At 67.4% G+C, this 16,762-nt stretch carries 22 protein-coding genes, 1 pseudogene and 1 other annotated feature; of the genes and pseudogenes, 14 read left to right on the top strand and 9 right to left on the bottom strand.

Translation table 11 applies throughout. The annotated features are described in order from the left end of the window. Positions 1-28 precede the first annotated feature (28 nt). Positions 29-1,257, bottom strand: a protein-coding gene (locus AC0QTQ_RS10160) for an IS3 family transposase (RefSeq protein WP_480256465.1) whose coding sequence is annotated in 2 segments (ribosomal slippage) — positions 29-969 and positions 969-1,257 — 1,230 coding nt in all. Because the reading frame shifts where the segments join, the coding sequence is not laid out codon by codon here. Further along, positions 860-976, bottom strand: a sequence feature (AL1L pseudoknot). (Overlaps the previous gene by 117 nt.) A 50-nt stretch (positions 1,258-1,307) precedes the next feature. Next, the gene (locus AC0QTQ_RS10155) at positions 1,308-1,520 is read right to left on the bottom strand and encodes a hypothetical protein (RefSeq protein ID WP_480259252.1); all 213 of its coding nucleotides are present in this window, start codon (positions 1,518-1,520) and stop codon (positions 1,308-1,310) included. Here AC0QTQ_RS10155 and AC0QTQ_RS10150 point away from each other — a divergent pair. Beyond that, positions 1,432-2,138, top strand: a pseudogene (locus tag AC0QTQ_RS10150) (IS3 family transposase); the annotation flags it as partial. The gene AC0QTQ_RS10155 and the pseudogene AC0QTQ_RS10150 overlap by 89 nt on opposite strands. 17 nt (positions 2,139-2,155) lie before the next feature. Here AC0QTQ_RS10150 and AC0QTQ_RS10145 read toward each other — a convergent pair. After that, positions 2,156-2,518 carry a hypothetical protein gene (locus tag AC0QTQ_RS10145; RefSeq protein ID WP_480256464.1) on the bottom strand — a complete coding sequence of 121 codons (363 nt, stop codon included), beginning with the start codon at positions 2,516-2,518 and terminating at the stop codon, positions 2,156-2,158. A gap of 180 nt (positions 2,519-2,698) precedes the next feature. Here AC0QTQ_RS10145 and dusA point away from each other — a divergent pair, with 180 nt between their 5' ends. Together dusA and AC0QTQ_RS10135 are read left to right on the top strand one after the other, a co-directional pair. After that, on the top strand, positions 2,699-3,643 hold the full coding sequence (gene dusA / locus AC0QTQ_RS10140; RefSeq protein ID WP_480256463.1) for a tRNA dihydrouridine(20/20a) synthase DusA: 945 nt from the start codon (positions 2,699-2,701) through the stop codon (positions 3,641-3,643). 23 nt (positions 3,644-3,666) lie between these two features. Next, positions 3,667-4,482: a sulfite exporter TauE/SafE family protein gene (locus AC0QTQ_RS10135; RefSeq protein ID WP_480256462.1), complete on the top strand. Its 816-nt coding sequence runs from the start codon at positions 3,667-3,669 to the stop codon at positions 4,480-4,482. Positions 4,483-4,539: 57 nt separating this feature from the next. Here AC0QTQ_RS10135 and mazG read toward each other — a convergent pair whose 3' ends face one another. Further along, positions 4,540-5,352: a nucleoside triphosphate pyrophosphohydrolase gene (gene mazG / locus AC0QTQ_RS10130; RefSeq protein ID WP_480259219.1), complete on the bottom strand. Its 813-nt coding sequence runs from the start codon at positions 5,350-5,352 to the stop codon at positions 4,540-4,542. A gap of 83 nt (positions 5,353-5,435) precedes the next feature. On the opposite strand from mazG, the gene AC0QTQ_RS10125 reads away from it, so the two are divergent. The 10 genes from AC0QTQ_RS10125 to AC0QTQ_RS10080 all read left to right on the top strand — a co-directional run bounded on the left by AC0QTQ_RS10125 (position 5,436) and on the right by AC0QTQ_RS10080 (position 13,252). Continuing rightward, positions 5,436-6,599 (top strand): M20 aminoacylase family protein, encoded by a 1,164-nt coding sequence (locus AC0QTQ_RS10125; RefSeq protein WP_480256461.1) that lies wholly within the window; start codon positions 5,436-5,438, stop codon positions 6,597-6,599. Positions 6,600-6,920: 321 nt separating this feature from the next. Beyond that, the gene (gene yajC / locus AC0QTQ_RS10120) at positions 6,921-7,262 is read left to right on the top strand and encodes a preprotein translocase subunit YajC (protein WP_121532494.1); all 342 of its coding nucleotides are present in this window, start codon (positions 6,921-6,923) and stop codon (positions 7,260-7,262) included. 14 nt (positions 7,263-7,276) lie between these two features. After that, the gene (secD, locus tag AC0QTQ_RS10115) at positions 7,277-8,941 is read left to right on the top strand and encodes a protein translocase subunit SecD (protein WP_480256460.1); all 1,665 of its coding nucleotides are present in this window, start codon (positions 7,277-7,279) and stop codon (positions 8,939-8,941) included. Between the two features lie 12 nt (positions 8,942-8,953). Further along, positions 8,954-9,937, top strand: coding sequence for a protein translocase subunit SecF (gene secF / locus AC0QTQ_RS10110; protein WP_480256459.1), 984 nt, complete (start codon positions 8,954-8,956; stop codon positions 9,935-9,937). Next, positions 9,924-10,292 (top strand): Mth938-like domain-containing protein, encoded by a 369-nt coding sequence (locus AC0QTQ_RS10105; RefSeq protein ID WP_121532488.1) that lies wholly within the window; start codon positions 9,924-9,926, stop codon positions 10,290-10,292. The genes secF and AC0QTQ_RS10105 overlap by 14 nt, the downstream gene beginning before the upstream one ends. 38 nt (positions 10,293-10,330) lie before the next feature. Beyond that, entirely contained in the window at positions 10,331-10,963 is a 633-nt protein-coding gene (gene ccmA, locus AC0QTQ_RS10100) for a heme ABC exporter ATP-binding protein CcmA (protein ID WP_480256458.1), read from the top strand. A 136-nt stretch (positions 10,964-11,099) separates the two neighbouring features. Continuing rightward, positions 11,100-11,762, top strand: a complete 663-nt coding sequence (gene ccmB, locus AC0QTQ_RS10095) for a heme exporter protein CcmB (RefSeq protein ID WP_480256457.1) — start codon at positions 11,100-11,102, stop codon at positions 11,760-11,762. Between the two features lie 83 nt (positions 11,763-11,845). Then, positions 11,846-12,574, top strand: coding sequence for a heme ABC transporter permease (locus AC0QTQ_RS10090; RefSeq protein ID WP_480256456.1), 729 nt, complete (start codon positions 11,846-11,848; stop codon positions 12,572-12,574). Then, complete coding sequence (gene ccmD, locus AC0QTQ_RS10085) at positions 12,571-12,729, top strand: heme exporter protein CcmD (RefSeq protein ID WP_480256455.1); 159 nt, start codon at positions 12,571-12,573, stop codon at positions 12,727-12,729. Before AC0QTQ_RS10090 ends, ccmD begins: the two co-directional genes overlap by 4 nt. Next, complete coding sequence (locus AC0QTQ_RS10080; protein ID WP_480256454.1) at positions 12,722-13,252, top strand: DsbE family thiol:disulfide interchange protein; 531 nt, start codon at positions 12,722-12,724, stop codon at positions 13,250-13,252. Before ccmD ends, AC0QTQ_RS10080 begins: the two co-directional genes overlap by 8 nt. Here the strand turns inward: AC0QTQ_RS10080 and AC0QTQ_RS10075 are convergent, their stop codons facing one another. Together AC0QTQ_RS10075 and hpt are read right to left on the bottom strand one after the other, a co-directional pair. Beyond that, positions 13,253-13,423: a hypothetical protein gene (locus AC0QTQ_RS10075; protein ID WP_183077482.1), complete on the bottom strand. Its 171-nt coding sequence runs from the start codon at positions 13,421-13,423 to the stop codon at positions 13,253-13,255. It abuts the gene before it with no gap. Continuing rightward, entirely contained in the window at positions 13,420-13,986 is a 567-nt protein-coding gene (gene hpt, locus AC0QTQ_RS10070) for a hypoxanthine phosphoribosyltransferase (protein ID WP_121532478.1), read from the bottom strand. Before hpt ends, AC0QTQ_RS10075 begins: the two co-directional genes overlap by 4 nt. Positions 13,987-14,079: 93 nt before the next feature. On the opposite strand from hpt, the gene AC0QTQ_RS10065 reads away from it, so the two are divergent. Beyond that, positions 14,080-14,541, top strand: coding sequence for a type II toxin-antitoxin system RatA family toxin (locus AC0QTQ_RS10065; RefSeq protein ID WP_480256453.1), 462 nt, complete (start codon positions 14,080-14,082; stop codon positions 14,539-14,541). Here the strand turns inward: AC0QTQ_RS10065 and AC0QTQ_RS10060 are convergent. The 3 genes from AC0QTQ_RS10060 to AC0QTQ_RS10050 are packed head-to-tail and all read right to left on the bottom strand — an operon-like array spanning position 14,538 to position 16,626. Next, the gene (locus tag AC0QTQ_RS10060; RefSeq protein ID WP_480256452.1) at positions 14,538-15,005 is read right to left on the bottom strand and encodes a CinA family protein; all 468 of its coding nucleotides are present in this window, start codon (positions 15,003-15,005) and stop codon (positions 14,538-14,540) included. The two genes, AC0QTQ_RS10065 and AC0QTQ_RS10060, sit on opposite strands and share 4 nt — an antisense overlap. After that, positions 15,002-15,484, bottom strand: coding sequence for a phosphatidylglycerophosphatase A family protein (locus AC0QTQ_RS10055; RefSeq protein WP_121532472.1), 483 nt, complete (start codon positions 15,482-15,484; stop codon positions 15,002-15,004). The genes AC0QTQ_RS10060 and AC0QTQ_RS10055 overlap by 4 nt, the downstream gene beginning before the upstream one ends. A 2-nt stretch (positions 15,485-15,486) precedes the next feature. Next, entirely contained in the window at positions 15,487-16,626 is a 1,140-nt protein-coding gene (locus AC0QTQ_RS10050; protein ID WP_480256451.1) for a bifunctional 2-C-methyl-D-erythritol 4-phosphate cytidylyltransferase/2-C-methyl-D-erythritol 2,4-cyclodiphosphate synthase, read from the bottom strand. Positions 16,627-16,762 lie beyond the last annotated feature (136 nt).

The raw sequence follows: 16,762 nt of genomic DNA, 5'->3' as shown, positions 1-16,762 counted from the left end.
GGGTTTTCCGGAGGCTGATTGACGTCAGTTACGCGGCCATTGTCTCAGTTTCCAGAGCCGCATGGAAGTTGGCCTCGGCTTCTGCGGGCGGGATGTTCCCGATGGGCTCGAGCAGGCGGCGGTTGTTGAACCAGTCGACCCATTCCAGCGTCGCGTATTCCACCGCTCCGAAGCTGCGCCATGGTCCGCGGCGGTGGATGACCTCGGCCTTGAACAGCCCGTTGATCGTCTCGGCCAGCGCGTTGTCATAGCTGTCACCGACGCTGCCCACCGAGGGCTCGATGCCTGCCTCGGCCAGCCTTTCGCTGTAGCGGATGGACAGGTATTGCGACCCGCGGTCGCTATGGTGGACCAACCCCATACCCTTGCCGGGACGGCGCTCGTGAACCGCCTGCTCCAGGGCATCGAGAACGAAACCGGCATGCGCCGAGGGGCTGACGCGCCAGCCGACGATCTTGCGGGCATAGGCATCGATGACGAAGGCAACATAAACGAACCCCTTCCATGTGGCGACATAGGTAAAGTCCGACACCCAGAGCCTGTTCGGCGCGGGCACGCGAAACTGGCGGTTCACCTTGTCCAGCGGACAGGGCGCCTTCCTGTCGGGGATCGTCGTCCTGTGCGGCTTGCCCCTGATAATGCCTTGAATACCCATGCTCTTCATCAGCCGCGCGACCGTGCAGCGGGCCACATCGAAACCCTCACGGCGAAGCTGCCGCCAGACCTTCCGGACGCCGTAGACCCGCCAGTTCTCATCGAACACACGCCGGATCTCGGGGCGTAGCGCCTCATCCCCGCGCGCACGGTACGACCGCCGGGCGGGATCAGCCCGCCTGGCCAGGTGATCGTAATAGGTGGAGGGGGCAATCGGCAGAACGCTGCAGATCGGCTCGACCCCGCGCGCACTCCGATGCGCATCAATAAAGCCCACCATCACTTCGACCGGCGGTCGAGCTCCGCCATCGCAAAATATGCGCTGGCCTTGCGGAGGATCTCGTTCGCTTGACGCAGCTCGCGGTTCTCGCGCTCCAGCGCCTTCATCTTCTCGGCCAGCTCGGTCGGGATGCCGGCGCGCTTGCCGCTGTCGACCTCGGCCTTCTTGACCCAGTCATTCAGCGTATGCGCCGAGCAGCCGATCTTCGCGGCGATCGACACGATGGCCTGCCAGCGCGACCCGTGCTGGCCTTCGGTGTCCAACACCAGCCGCACAGCGCGTTCGCGCACCTCAGGGGAAAACTTGTTCGTGGTCTTGCTCATGATGCTCCATCCTACTCAGGAGTTGGAGCCTCCGGCAAACCCGGGGCGGTTCAGGCGCCCGGCTGCCGCTGATGAACCGCCTGCTCCAGGGCGTCGAGCACGAAGCCTGCATGCGCCGTTCGGCTCACCCGCCAGCCGACGATGCGGCAAGCGAAGGCGTCGATCACGAAGGGTGAGGGCGATGAGATCGGACGGCATCGCACGGCGCGGCGGATGCGAGAGAACCAGGTGATCGCGCGGCAGAAGCGGTGCTTCAGGCGCACGACGGAATTTGAGCGTGAAGAAATCTGTCCAGTGGACAGATTTTAGGGAGGATGAACATGCCTGGCCCGTCGCGCCCAATCTCGTGGCGCAGGACTTCACGGCGGATGGCCCGGACAGGAAGTGGGGGGCGGATATCTCCTGCATCTGGACGGCGGAGGGCTGGCTCTATCTTGCCCCTCGCCATTGTCCTCGGACCAATGGCGGACAATGGCTCGATGCTGGACCTCTTCTCGCGGCGCGTGGTCGGTTGGGCCACGAGTGATCGTCTGAAGCGTGACCTCGCGGTCGAAGCCCTGCGCCGTGCTCGGGTGGCTCGCACCCCTGGGCCGGGGCTGGTTCACCATTCCGATCGCGGGTCGCAATACTGCTCGGTGGACTATCAGGCGCTGCTGCGCAAACGTGGCATCCTGATCTCGATGAGCGGGCGCGGGAACTGCTACGACAACGCGATGGTGGAAACGTTCTTCAAGACCATCAAGTCGGAGCTGATCTGGCCGGTCGCATGGCAGACGCGCGCTCAAGCTCAAAATGCCGTCGCCAGATACATCGACGGGTTCTATACCCCCCTCAGGCGGCATTCATCGCTCGGCTTCCAGAGCCCGATCGCCTTCGAGCGAAAGGCCCGGGAAGTGAGCTAAACGCTCTCCACAAATCTCGGGAAAATCCACTTCGACGTGATGGTGGAGCAGGGCAGATCAGCGATCGGGTAGGCGGCAATGGTCCTGAGGACCTGCGCTTTCGTGCGACCGATGTCCTTCACCGTTTCTTCAGTGTAGCGCTCGATCGCCTTGGACAGCGGAGGGTCAGATACGTTCAGCTCCTCCAAGGCACCAGGTTTTGCGAGCTCTTTCTCGCGCGTCTTCATCCAGGCGGTTGCGGCAGGGCGTCTGTCAAAGGTCTTCGTCTCATGATAGGAGGTTCCGTCTCGCAGCACTCGCACGCGCGCAGGGTAGCTACTGCTGCCATCCTTTCGCTTGCGTATACTGATCGAGCCCATGAAGACCTCCTGACTTGGTTCATGGGAATCCTATTTGGTACATAGTGCCAAGCCCAGCGTCGAATTCGGCGTATTTGGTACAGAACAGGCCGGAACGAGACGAAGGTGAGGCGAAGATAAGTGACTGATAAAATTAAAAAACATGATTTATCGATGGTCTCCCGCCTGTCCGTTGCGCCCATGATGGACTGGACGGATCGCCACTGCCGCGTCTTTCACCGCCAGATCTCGCACCACGCGCTTCTTTACACCGAGATGGTCACCGCGCCCGCCATCGTGCATGGCAAACGCGCGCAGCTGCTGGACTTCTCGCCCGAGGAACATCCGGTCGCGCTGCAGCTCGGCGGCTCGGATCCCGCAGAGCTGGCCGCGGCCACCCGCATCGCCGCCGATTGGGGCTATGACGAGATCAACCTCAATTGCGGCTGCCCCTCCGACCGGGTGCAGTCGGGCGCCTTCGGGGCGGTGCTGATGAAGACCCCCGATCTGGTGGCGCGCTGCGTGAGCGCGATGATCGCCGCGAGCCCGGTCGAGGTCACGGTGAAATGCCGCATCGGCGTCGACGATCAGGTGCCCGAAGAGGTGCTGCCCGACTTCCTGCGCCAGGTGTCGCAGGCCGGCGTGCGCCGCTTCACCATCCATGCCCGCAAGGCCTGGCTGCAGGGGCTGAGCCCCAAGGACAACCGCGAGATCCCGCCGCTCGACTATCCGCTCGTCCATGCGATGAAGGCGGAATTCCCGGATCTGCACCTCTCGATCAACGGCGGCATCGCCACGCTGGCCGAGGCCGAGGCTCAGCTCGCCGCCGGAATGGACGGGGTGATGATCGGCCGCGCCGCCTATCACCAGCCGATGGAGGTCCTGGGCGGTGCCGATGCCGCGATCTGGGGCGAGGGGGCGCCCGTCGATCCCTTCGCCGCGGCCGAGGCGATGAAACCCTATATCGCGCAGCACCTTGCCACGGGTGGACGGCTGCATCAGATCACCCGCCACATGCTCGGCCTGTTCCACGGCCGGCCGGGGGCGCGCGGCTGGCGCCGGGTGCTGTCCGAAGGCGCGACACGCGAGGGCGCGGGGCTTGCGCTTTACGAGGCGGCTCTGGCAGAAGTGGCGCGACCCGCATAGGCCCGGGCGCGCAGGAGGACCGCATGACCCATCTCGACACGCTTTTGCCGCTGCTGCTGATCCTGATGGCGGTCGGCGCCCTTGCCGGCATCCTTGCCGGGCTTCTCGGCGTCGGCGGCGGCATCGTGCTGGTGCCCGCTTTCTACTACCTCTTCGCCGGGCTCGGCTACGGGTCGGACAACCTGATGCAGGTCTGCGTCGCGACCTCGCTTGCCACGATCATCGTCACCTCGATCCGCTCGGTGCTGGCGCACAACCGCCGCGGCGCGGTCGACTGGGTGATCCTGAAGCAATGGGCGCCGCCGATCGCCATCGGCGCGGTCGCCGGCGTCCTGGTCGTCGCGCAGCTGCGCACGCAGACGCTGCAGCTGATCTTCGGCGTGCTGGTCTTCTGCATCGCCTGCTACATGGCCTTCGGCAAGGCAAGCTGGCGGCTCTCGGATCACCTGCCGGGCGGGATCTTCCGCGCCTGGTTCGGGCCGCTGATGGGCTTCGCCTCGGTGCTCCTTGGCATCGGCGGGGGGTCGATCGGCACGCCGATGCTGACCCTGCACGGGGTGCCCATTCACCGTGCGGTGGCGACGGCGGCAGGCTTTGGCGTGACCATCGCCGCACCCTCGGCGGTCGCCTTCCTGCTGACCCGCGTGCCCGACGCGCCGCCCTATACGATCGGCGCGATCAACGTGCCGGCCTTCTTCGTGGTGATCGCGATGACGATGATCACCGCCCCCTGGGGCGCGGCGCTCGCCCACCGGCTCGACCCGAAGAAGCTCAAGCGCGTCTTCGCGGGCTTCCTGATGCTCGTCGCGCTGAACATGCTGCGCAAGGCGCTGTTCTGAGCCCGCTGGCTTTTTCCTGGTGAAAATACTCCGGGGTGTGGGGCAGAGCCCCACGCCTCACTTCACGCCGCGCGCCTTCGCCGCATTCCAAAGCGCATCCATCTCGGCCAGATCACTCTCCGCCGGGGCCTTGCCGCGCGCTCTCAGTTCGTCCTCGATATAGTTGAACCGACGGGTGAATTTCCCGTTCGCGGCGCGCAGACAGGCCTCGGGGTCAAGCCCCAGATGCCGGCCGAGGTTCACCATCACGAAGAGCAGATCGCCATATTCCTCGGCGATCTCCTCGGGGCCGAGGCTGTCGCGCGCCTCGTTCAGCTCGCGCGCCTCCTCGGCGATCTTGTCGATCACCTCGGCGGTCGAGGGCCAGTCGAATCCCACCCGCGCCGCCCGGTTCTGCAGCTTCAGCGCCCGGCTCAGCGCCGGCAGGCCAAGCGCCACACCGTCCAGAACGCCCCGCTCGGCCCGGCCCGCGCGCTCGGCGGCCTTGATCTTCTCCCAGTCGACGGTCTGCTCGGCCGCCGACTTGTCACGGCTCTCGTCGCCGAAGACATGCGGATGGCGCGAGATCATCTTGGCGTTGATCGCGCGCAAGACGCCCGCGAGGTCGAACAGGTCCTTCTCGGCCGCCATCCGGGCGTGAAACACCACCTGCAACGCAAGGTCGCCCAGCTCGCTTTCCAGCTCGTCCCAGGCGCCGCGCTCGATCGCGTCGGCGACCTCATGCGCCTCCTCGATGGTATAGGGCACGATCGAGGCGAAATCCTGCTCTAGATCCCAGGGGCAGCCGGTCTCCGGGTCGCGCAGGCAGTCCATGATCGCCGCCAGCCGGCGCATCTGCGCCCCCGCATCGCCCGTCTCGTCGAACAGCATCGGATCATCCGGTTTCGCCATTGCCCTTGCCTCCTGAAAGGATCATCTAGGTCAGTATCCCTTCCCGGAGATCAGAGTCCACCATGCCCGTCATCAACCGCATCGCCGCCCTTGCCCCGGAGATGGCCGAGTGGCGGCACTGGCTGCACCGCCACCCCGAGCTCGAATTCGACCTGCCCAAGACCTCGGCCTTCGTCGCGGCGAAGCTGCGCAGCTTCGGCGTCGACGAGATCCACGAGGGCGTGGCGCGCTCGGGCATCGTCGCGGTGATCCGCGGCCGCATGCCAGGCCCCGCGATCGGGCTGCGCGCCGACATGGACGCGCTGCCGATCGAGGAGATCACCGGCAAGGACTATGCCTCCGAACACCCCGGCCGGATGCACGCCTGCGGCCATGACGGGCACACAACGATGCTGCTGGGCGCGGCGCGCTACCTCAGCGAGACGCGCAATTTCGCCGGCTCCGTCGTGCTGCTCTTCCAGCCCGCCGAGGAAGAGGGCGGCGGCGGCGAGGTGATGGTGCGCGAGGGCGTGATGGAGCGCTTCGGCATCACCCAGATCTATGGCATCCACAACGCACCGAACCTGCCGCTCGGCCATTTCCAGACCACGCCCGGGCCGCTGATGGCGGCGGTCGATACCGCCTGGGTCACCGTCACCGGCCGCGGCGGCCATGGCGCGACGCCGCAGGTCTGCGCCGATCCGGTCGTCGCCATCGCCGGCATGGTCGGCGCGCTGCAGACGATCGTCAGCCGCAATGTCGCGGCGCTCGAACAGGCAGTGGTCTCGGTGACCGAGATCCACGTCGGCACGGCGAACAACATCATCCCCGAAAGCGGCTGGTTCGCGGCGACGATCCGCTCCTTCTCGCCCGCCGTGCGCGACCTGCTCGAGGACCGCTTCCGCGCCATCGTCGCGGGTCAGGCCGAGGCCTATGGCGTGCGCGCCGAGATCACCTATGAACGCGGCTATCCGCCGACGGTGAACGATGCCGAGAAGGCGCGCTTCGCCGCCGATGTCGCGGCCGAGGTCTCGGGCGCGGCCGCCGTCGAGGCCGAGGCCGAGCGCGACATGGGGGCGGAGGATTTCGCCTATATGCTCGCTGCGCGACCGGGCGCCTATCTCTTCCTTGGCACCGGGCCCGGGGCCGGGCTGCACCACCCCGCCTATGACTTCAACGACGCGGCGGCGCCGATCGGCGCGAGCTTCTTCGCGCGGCTCGTCGAACGCGCGCTGCCGGTCGGCTGAGACCGGGGCAGGGAGGGGCGCCGCCCCTCCTTGCGCGGCGGCGCAAATTCACCCCGAGGTGTTTTCGGCAAGGAGAAATCCGCAAGACCCCGCGGCCGCTGCTTTCATCTTGGCAAAAATACCTCGGGGGTGAGGCGCGGCACGCGCCGAGGGGGCGGCGCCCCCTCTCTCTGTGCCTGGACACCGCGCTCTGACGTGACCGTGAGCAGGCGGCGGGACGGGCCGTCGCGCCTTGCCATTGCGGGGGGCGGCGGCTAGGGTGCGCGCCGAAAACCGGGTGCGCGGAAGGCGTGCCCAAGGCCCGAACGAAAGGACCAGACCATGTTCATCTCCCCCGCCTTCGCCCAGGCCGCCGGTGGCGCCGCCCCGTCGGGCATTGCCGCTTTCGGCCAGTTCCTGCCGCTCGTCCTGATCTTCGTGATCATGTATTTCCTGCTGATCCGTCCGCAGCAGAAGAAGGTGAAGGAACACCGCTCGATGGTCGAGGCGCTGCGTCGCGGTGACCAGGTCGTCACCCAGGGCGGCATCATCGGCAAGGTGACCCATGTGCGCGAGGATGGCGAGCTCGAGGTCGAGATCGCGCCGGGCGTCAAGGTGCGCGTCGTGAAGGCGACCGTCACCCAGGTGCTCACCAAGACCGAACCGGCCGCCAGCGCCGAATAAGGACCATCGCCGTCATGCTGCAGATCCCGCTCTGGAAGCGTGTCGTCATCATCGGCCTGTGCGTGATCGGGCTGGGCATGGCGGCGCCGAACCTTTTCTACAGTCGCGTCGAGGGGCACAACGACGCCGTTCGCACGCTCGAGCGCAGCGGTGCGCTGAGCGACGCGCAGGCCGAGGCGAAAGCCGCCTGGCCCGACTGGCTGCCCTCGGGGCTCGTCAATCTCGGGCTCGATCTGCGCGGCGGCGCGCACCTCCTTGCCGAGGTCCATCTCTCCGAAGTCTACAAGGCGCGGATGGATGCGCTCTGGCCCGAGGCGCGCAAGGCGCTTTCGGCCGAGCGCGCGACCATCGGCTCGATCCGCCGCGTCGCCTCGCCGGACGGCGAGCTGCGCATCCAGATCGGCAATGCCGACCAGATCGCGGCCGCGGTCGCCGCGGTGAAGGCTCTCGCCACCCCGGTCGTCACCCTGACCGGCGTCGGGCAGAGCGACATCGAGGTGACCGGGCAGGGCGACACGCTCACCATCCGGCTGAGCGAGGCCGAGCAGGCCGCGACCGATGACCGCACGATGCAGCAGTCGCTCGAGATCGTGCGCCGCCGCGTCGACGCCGCCGGCACCCGTGAACCCACGATCATGCGCCAGGGCTCGGACCGGATCCTGATCGAGGTGCCCGGCATCGGCTCGGCCGCCGAGCTGAAATCGCTGATCGGCACTACCGCGAAGCTGACCTTCCACCAGGTCGTCGGGCGCAGCTCGAACCCCGACCAGCCCGCGGGCTCGGGCAACGTGATCCTGCCCGACGCCAACACCCAGGGGATCTATTACATCCTCGACCAGGTGCCGGTGGTCTCGGGCGACGAGCTGACCGATGCCCGCCCCGAAACCGACCAGAACGGCTATCCCGCCGTCGGCTTCCGCTTCAACCCGACCGGCGCGCGCGCCTTCGGCGACTTCACCCAGAACCATATCGGCGAGCCCTTCGCCATCGTTCTGGACGGCAAGGTGATCTCGGCGCCGGTGATCCAGAGCCATATCGCCGGCGGCTCGGGGATCATCACCGGCCGCTTCACCTCGCAGGAGGCGACCGACCTTGCGCTGCTGCTGCGCGCGGGCGCGCTGCCGGCCGGCATGACCTTCCTCGAGGAACGCACGATCGGGCCCGAGCTCGGCGCCGACTCGATCGCCGCGGGCCGCGTGGCCGCGGCCGTCGGTTTCGTCGCCGTGGTGGCGCTGATCATCGCCTCCTATGGGCTCTTCGGTGTCTTCGCCTCGGTCGCGCTGGTGGTGAACATCGGCCTCATCTTCGGCATCATGTCGATGATCGGCTCGACGCTGACGCTGCCCGGCATCGCCGGCATCGTGCTGACCATGGGCACCGCGGTCGACGCCAACGTGCTGATCTTCGAGCGCATCCGCGAGGAGCTGCGCACCGCCAAGGGGCCGGCCCGGGCGATCGAGCTCGGCTTCGAGAAGGCGATGTCGGCGATCGTCGACGCGAACGTGACCACCTTCATCACCGGGGTGATCCTGTTCGTGCTGGGCGCCGGCCCGGTGCGCGGCTTTGCCGTGACGCTGATCATCGGCATCCTGACCTCGGTCTTCACCGCCATCTATGTCACCCGTCTGATGGTGAGCGCCTGGTACAGCCGGCGCCGCCCGAAGACGATCGTGCTCTAAGGAGGGAACGCCATGGCATTCCGGCTCAAACTCGTTCCCGAACACACGACGTTCGACTTCTTCAAGCACGCCTGGCTGACCTTCGGCGCCTCGGCGGTGGCGGTGGTGATCTCGATCATCCTGCCGATCGTGATGGGGCTGAACTTCGGCATCGACTTCCGCGGCGGCACCACGATCCGCACGGAATCGACGCAGACCCTCGATGTCGGCGCCTATCGCAAGGCGATGGCACCGCTCGGGCTTGGCGACGTGGCGATCACCGAGGTCTTCGACCCGAACTTCCGCGCCGACCAGCATGTGGCGATGATCCGCATCCAGGCGCAGGGCGACACCGAGGCGATCACCCCCGAGACGATCGGCACCATCGAGGCGGCGCTGAAGACGGTCGACCCGGCGGTGACCTTCGTGTCGACCGAATCCGTCGGCCCCAAGGTCTCGGGCGAGCTGATCTGGACCGCGGTCTGGTCGGTCCTTGCCGCCACCGCGGCGATCGTCGTCTATGTCTGGGTCCGTTTCGAGTGGCAATATTCGATCGGCGCGCTCGCCGCGCTTGTCCATGACGTGGCACTGACCGTCGGGCTCTTCGCGCTGTTCCAGATGAAGTTCGACCTGACGATCATCGCGGCGCTGCTGACCATCCTCGGCTATTCGATCAACGACACCGTGGTCGTCTTCGACCGGCTGCGCGAGAACCTGGTCAAGTACAAGACGATGCCGCTGAAGGACGTGATGAACATCTCGGTCAACGAGACGCTGTCGCGCACGGTGATGACTTCGGGCACCACGCTGATCGCGCTGATCTCGCTTCTCGTGCTGGGCGGCGATGTGATCCGCAACTTCGTCTTCGCAATGACCTGGGGCGTGGTGGTCGGGACCTATTCCTCGGTCTATGTGGCGAAGAACATCGTGTTGTTCATCGGCCTCGACCGGAACAAGAAACCGGGCGATCCGTCGGACAAGTTCTTCACCGAGGGGGCGGCGAATGCCGATCACTGAGGCCGAATTCGGCGCCTCTCTGCCGGTCGATTCCTATGGCCCGGGCTTCTTCCGGGTCGCGGGGGTGGTGCATCGCGGCGGGTTGCTGGTGCGGGCCGAGGCGGCGGGCCCCTGGGGCGGCTATGACGACCTCGCACCGCTCGAGGCGCTCGCGGGGCAGGTCGACGTGCTGTTCGTCGGCACCGGAGCGCAGATCGCCTATCTGCCGAAACCCTTCGTTGCCGTGCTCGAGGCGGCCGGGGTGATGTGCGAGGGCATGTCCACGCCGTCCGCCGCGCGCACCTACAACGTGCTGCTGAGCGAGGGGCGGCGCGTTGCCGCCGCGCTGCTGCCGATGCCGGGGGAGACGCCGTGACGCTTTCCCGGCCCGGCCGGATCGGTTAAGGCTCTGCCATGACCATGCTGAGCGTCGACAATCTGAGCGTGACACGCGGCGGGCTGCCGGTGCTCGAGGGGGTGAGCTTCACCCTCGACGCCGGCCGTGCGCTGGTGTTGCGCGGCCCGAACGGGATCGGCAAGACGACGCTCCTGCGCACGCTTGCCGGGCTGCAGCCGGCACTTGCCGGCACCGTCTCGATGCCGGCCGAGACGATGGCCTATGCGGGCCATGCCGACGGGCTGAAGGCGATGCTGAGCGTGCGCGAGAACCTGCGCTTCTGGGCCGATGTCTACGCGACGCCCGACATCGCCCCGGCGATCGAGCAGATGAACCTGCGCGCGCTGGCCGACCGGGCGGCGCACAGCCTGTCGGCCGGACAGAAGCGCCGGCTTGGGCTCGCCCGCCTGCTGGTCACCGGCCGCCCGATCTGGGTGCTCGACGAACCCACCGTCTCGCTCGATGCGGCCTCTGTCGCGCTCTTCGGGGCGGCGGTGCGGGCGCATCTCGCCACCGGCGGCGCGGCGCTGATGGCCACCCATATCGACCTCGGCATCCCCGAGGCCGAGGTGCTCGACCTCGCCCCCTTCAAGGCGCGCCCGCCCGAACTGGGCGGTTTCCGCGGCAGCTTCGACGAGGCTTTCGGATGAGCCGCTGCGGCACCTGTGACATCTGCCGGACGCCTCCGGCCGGAGTATTTGGGCCCGGGAAAAGGCCCCCCGTTTTTTCTTGGCCCGAATACTCCCCGCGGCGCGTCCGAGCTCTGTGCCGAAACGGAGGCCGGGCATGATCGCGCTGCTTCTTCGCGACCTGCGCCTCGCGGTGCGGGCGGGCGGCGGCTTCGGCCTCGGCCTTGCCTTCTTCCTGATCGTGGTGACGCTTGTCCCCTTCGGCGTCGGGCCCGAGGGCGGGGTGCTCGCCCGCATCGCCTCGGGCGTGCTGTGGCTTGGTGCGCTGCTTGCCTGCCTGCTCTCGCTCGACCGGATCTTCGCGCTCGATTACGAGGACGGCACGCTCGATCTGCTGGTGACCGCGCCGATCCCGCTCGAGGGCGCGGTGTCGATGAAGGCCGCGGCGCATTGGATCACCACCGGGCTGCCCCTGGTGCTGGCGGCGCCGGTCTTCGGCGTGCTGCTGCATCTGCCCGCGCCGGCCTATCTGTGGCTGGTGCTGTCGCTGCTTCTGGGCACGCCGGCGCTCTCGGTGCTGGGCACCTTTGGCGCGGCGCTGACGGTGGGGCTGAAGCGCGGCGGGCTGCTGCTGTCGCTGCTGGTGCTGCCGCTCTACGTGCCGACGCTGATCTTCGGGGCGGAACTCGTGCGGCGCGGCGCCGAGGGGGCGGAGGTGCGGGTGCCGCTTCTGATGCTCGCGGGGATCACCGCGGCGACCATCGCCCTTGTGCCCTTCGCCTCGGCCGCGGCGATCCGGGTGAACCTGCGGCAGGCTTGACGCGCGGCAAGGCGTCGCATCGAATGTCGGACCATACGCGATAGTGAGTTGAGCGCGAAAGAACAGGAAGGTAGCCAGACCCCATGTCGATCTGGGAATACGCGAACCCCGTCAAGTTCATGAAGACCTCGTCGCTCGTCCTGCCCTGGGTGACGGGCCTGGCGGCGGCCTGCCTGCTGGGTGGGCTGATCTGGGGCTTCTTCCTGACCCCGGACGCCGACAATTTCGGCTCGACGGTGAAGGTGATCTACGTCCACGTCCCGGCCGCGATGATGGCGATCAACATCTGGGTGATGATGCTCGTCACCTCGCTGATCTGGCTCATCCGTCGCCACCACGTCTCGGCGCTGGCGGCCAAGGCCGCGGCACCGATCGGCATGGTGATGACGCTGATCGCGCTCATCACCGGGGCGATCTGGGGCCAGCCGATGTGGGGCACCTGGTGGGAGTGGGACCCGCGGCTGACCTCGTTCCTGATCCTGTTCCTGTTCTACCTGGGCTACATAGCGCTGTGGGAGGCGATCGACAACCCGGACACCGCGGCCGACCTCACCGGCGTGCTGTGCCTTGTCGGCTCGGTCTTCGCGCTGCTCAGCCGCTATGCGGTGCTGTTCTGGAACCAGGGTCTGCATCAGGGCGCGACGCTGAGCATGGATTCGGCGCAGCACATCTCGGATGTCTACTGGTTCCCGCTGCTGCTGTGCATCGCGGGCTTCATCCTGTTCTTCGTCGCGCTGGTGCTTTTGCGCACCCGCACCGAGATCCGCCTGCGCCGGCTCAAGGCGCTCGAGCAGAGGGAGCGCATGGCATGATGCCGGAACTCGGGAAATACGCGATCACGGTGCTCGGCTCCTATGTCACCACCGTGGGGCTTCTGGCGGGGCTTGTCGCGCTCTCGCTGTGGAAGGGCGCGAAAGTGAAACAGGCGCTGGCGCGCCAGGAAGAACGGATGCGAAAGAATGGTTAAGCCGCTTGTCCTGCTGCCCCCGGTCGCCTTCGCGGCACTGGCGGGGCTGTTCCTGTGGGGGATGAACCGCACCGATCCGACGGCACTGCCCTCGGCGCTGATCGGCAAGGCCGCCCCGCCGGTCGAGACCGTGGCGCTTGGCGAGGCGCAGATGTTCACTGATGCCGATCTGCGCGACGGCAAGATCAAGCTGGTCAACTTCTGGGCCTCGTGGTGCGCGCCGTGCCGGGTCGAGCATCCGACGCTGAAGGCGATGGCCGAGGACGGGGTCGAGATCTATGGCGTGAACTGGAAGGACAAGCCCGCACAGGCGCTGTCATTCCTGGCCGAGCTTGGCGATCCCTTCGCGAAGATCGGGGCCGATCCGAAGAACACCATGGGGCTCGACTGGGGCGTCGCGGGCGTGCCCGAGACCTTCGTGATCGATGGCGAGGGCACGGTGCTGCTGCGCTATGCCGGGCCGATCACGAAAAAGGTGCTCGACGAGCAGATCTCGCCGTTGCTCGCGGGCGAGAACGAGTGATCAGGGACGGGGGGCGCGGTCCAGCCGCGCCCAGTCCGGCCAGAAGCCGAGCTTGTCGACGATGACGATTGCCACAGCGATCGCGAGCACCGTGCCCGCGATCTTGACCTGAGTCATCGAGGGCGGCCGACGCGCCCATTTCGCCATGCGGATGAACCACAGCGGGTTCACTTTGCCGCCTCGCCGGTGAAGCGCACGGTGCCGATGAAGGGCAGGTTGCGGTGCGTCTGCGCGAAGTCGAGCCCGTAGCCCACGACGAATTCATCGGGGATCTCGAAGCCGGTCCAGGTCGCATGCACGTCGACCTCGCGGCGCGAGGGCTTGTCGAGCATCGCACAGCATTCGATCCGCCGCGGGTGGCGGTCGCGCAGGATGTCCATCACCTTCGAAATCGTGTGGCCGGTGTCGACGATATCCTCGACCACCAGCACGTCGCGCCCGCCGATGCTGCCGCGCAGATCCTTCAGGATGCGGACCTCGCGGGTCGAGGTGGTGTCGTTACCGTAAGAGGACGCCTCGAGGAAATCGACCTCGCAGGGCAGGTCGATCTCGCGGATCAGGTCGGCGATGAAGACGAAGGACCCGCGCAGCAGCCCCACCACCACGAGCCGGTCGGTGCCCCGGAAGCTTTCCGAGATTTCGGCGCCAAGCGCCTCGACCCGCGCGGCGATGCGCTTGGCGGAAATCATCTGGTCGATCTCGTAGGTGCGACCATCGGCGGTGCGCTGCGTCATCCTGTTCTCCTGAACCGGCCCGGGGGGCCTTGCATTTCCCTGCCGGTTTATCGCAACAAGGGGGCGAAGGGAACGGCGCACGGACAGGAGCAGATGCCGACACATTCCGAAAAGCGCGTCATGCCCTATTCGGCGCGGCAGATGTATGACCTCGTTGCCGATGTGGCGAAATACCCGCAGTTCCTGCCCTGGAACTCGGCGGCGCGGATCCGCGCGCGCCGCCCGGGCGAGGAGCCCGGCTCCGAGGTGCTCGAGGCCGATCTGGTGATCTCGTTCAAGGTGTTCCGCGAACGCTTCGGCTCGCGCGTGACGCTGTTTCCGGCGCGGCTGCGGGTCGATACCGAATATCTCGACGGGCCGTTCAAGTATCTGAAGAGCTGGTGGCAGTTCACCGACCGCGACGAGGGCGGCTGCAATGTCGACTTCTTCGTCGATTTCGAGTTCAAGAACGCGATCCTGCAAGGCGTGATCGGCGTCGTCTTCGATCAGGCGATGCGCAAGATCGTCAAGGCGTTCGAGGATCGCGCCGTGGCGCTCTACGGCCCGCTCGCCTAGGCCAGCGCCCGCGCCAGCAGTGCGAGCGCATGATCGCGGGCGGCAAGGCGCACCCGGTCACGGCCAAGGGCGCCGAACTCGACGGTTTCGGTGACGGTTGCGCGCCCCGTGCCGGCCAGGCCGAAGCAGACCCGCCCCTCGGGCTTGAACTCGGACCCGCCGGGGCCAGCGATGCCGGTGATCGAGACCGCGAGATCGGTGGCGGAATGGCCAAGCGCGCCCTCGGCCATCTCGCGCGCGACCTCCTCGGAGACCGCGCCATGGGCGGCAAGCGTCTCGGCCCGCACCGCGATCATCTGTTCCTTGGCGAGGTTCGAATAGGTGACGAAGCCGCGCTCGAACACGTCGGAGCTGCCAGGAATGTCGGTCAGCGCCGCGGCGACCATGCCGCCGGTGCAGCTTTCGGCGGTGGCGATGCGCAGCCCCTTCGCGCGGGCCGCGGCAAGGATCTCGGCGGGCGTCATCGCATCATCACCCCGTGATAGAGCCCGGCCAGGATCACCGTGACGATGCCCGCGAAGACGCCCGCGATCAGGTCGTCCAGCATCACGCCCGCCGGGTCGTTGCGGCGGTCAGCGGTGCCGACGGGGCCGGGTTTCCAGATGTCGAACAGGCGGAACAGCAGGAAGGCCGCGACCGGGCCGGGCCAGACCATCGGCACGTCACGCAGCCAGAACCCCATGGCGGGAAAGAGAAGCGCCAGCCATTGCCCCGCGACCTCGTCGATCACCACCTCGGACGGGTCCTCGCCCGGCTTCAGCGCGGCATTGACCGCCCAGAAGCCGAGGAGTGTGACCGCCACGGTGGCAATCACCAGCGGGATGAAGCCGAGCCAATGCTCGATCGCCCAGCCAAGGGCCACGGCGACAAGCGAGCCCCAGGTGCCCGGGGCCGGGCGCAGCAGGCCCACGAAACCGAAAGTGGTGATCGCACGCAGCGTCATGGTCAGTCTCCGATCAGGGTGGCGGTGGCGAGGGCGGCGATACCTTCCTCGCGACCGGTGAAGCCGAGCCGTTCCGAGGTGGTCGCCTTGACCGAGACCCGGTTCGGCGAGATCCCGAGGATGCGGGCAAGCTCGGCCATCATCGCCGCCGCATGCGGGCCGACCTTCGGCCGCTCGCACACGATCGTCACATCGACGTTCGAGATCCGATAGCCCTTCTCGGTGGCGAGCTTCGCGGCATGGGCGAGGAAGATCTCGCTCGCCGCGCCCTTCCACTGCGGATCGGAGGGCGGGAAGTGGCGGCCGATGTCGCCTTCGGCCAGCGCGCCATAGATCGCATCGGTCAGCGCGTGCATGCCGACATCGGCATCCGAATGGCCCAGAAGCGCCTTCGTGTGCGGCACCTTCACCCCGCACAGGATGACGCCGTCACCCTCGCAAAAGGCGTGCACGTCATAGCCGTTGCCCGTTCTCACATCCATGCCTCTGTCCTTTCGTGCGGCGAGGATCGCGCGCGCGCGGGCGAAATCCTCGGCAAAGGTGATCTTCAGATTGTCTTCCGAGCCGGGGGTGATGTCCACCGTCAGACCCGCAGCGCGGGCGACCTCGACGTCATCGGCGGCGCCGCCCGGATGGGCGCGATGCGCGGCAAGGATCTGCGCGAAGCGGAAGCCCTGCGGCGTCTGCGCGCGATAGAGGCCCTCGCGGCTCTCGGTGCCGCTGACCCGGCCCTCGGTGCCGCGCCAGAGCGCATCGGTGACGGCAAGCGCCGGCGCGGCAGCCGGCGCAGTGTCGAGCGCCGTGAGCACCCCCGCGATCACCGCACGCGGCACCAGCGGGCGCGCGCCGTCGTGGATCAGCACCTTCTCGACGCCGCTGCCCGTGAGACTCTCGAGCGCCGCCCGCACCGAGGCGTCGCGCGTCGCGCCACCTGCGACCAGCGTCACCGAGCCGCCGAACAGCGCGATGCCGCGCACCATGTCGTCGGGGTGCAGCACCACGGTGATGCGGCCGACGCCGCGAAAGGCCGCAACGGTGCGCGCCAGCACCGGCACGCCCGCCAGGTCGCGCCACTGTTTCGGCTCGCCCCCGCCGGCGCGGCTGCCACGTCCCGCCGCCACGATGATCACCGCAACCGTCATCCGATCTCCTCCGGTTCCGGCGAAAGGCTTAGGCCAAGCCCGCGCCCTGTGCAATCGGCCGCAAAACCGGGCGAATCCGGCTGTGAGCGGTAACCTTTGGCCGGACCGCCTCGAGTTTCGCACAAAATTAATGCAA

This window comes from Paenirhodobacter sp. YD-8, from assembly GCF_056590935.1.
Note: the sequence above shows the minus strand (reverse complement) of the source record. Positions and strands in the feature narration are given on the sequence as shown.